This is a genomic window from Psychrobacter sp. TB55-MNA-CIBAN-0194 (assembly GCF_040309505.1).
GTDB lineage: Bacteria > Pseudomonadota > Gammaproteobacteria > Pseudomonadales > Moraxellaceae > Psychrobacter > Psychrobacter fozii.
Map to the genome: position 1 here is coordinate 1 of NZ_JBEOOW010000546.1, position 253 is coordinate 253.

Consider the following 253-nt stretch of genomic DNA (forward strand, 5'->3'; position numbering starts at 1 on the left):
CCATTCCCGAGTTCAACCAGGAATTAAACGACAATAATATTCGCCCTATCTTTTTATCAACAGGCTTTCCAGCAGGCTTTTTTGGCACCAAATCTTTGCCTAATTTACAGCAAATCAAACAGCAAAAATGGCGTTCTGCAAGTTTCTGGCACCTTGATTTTCTTAAAAGTGCAGGCGCTGAACCGGTAAAAATGCATTGGGGACCAGAAGTCTATGACGCCCTATCTGACGGACGCTTGGATGGTATTTTGGT

General features: G+C 43.1%; 1 protein-coding gene. It reads left to right on the plus strand.

Going from position 1 to position 253, the window contains the following annotated elements:
* On the plus strand, positions 1-253 hold a 253-nt coding region (locus AAEY75_RS16235), incomplete at both ends, for a type 2 periplasmic-binding domain-containing protein (protein ID WP_352260181.1).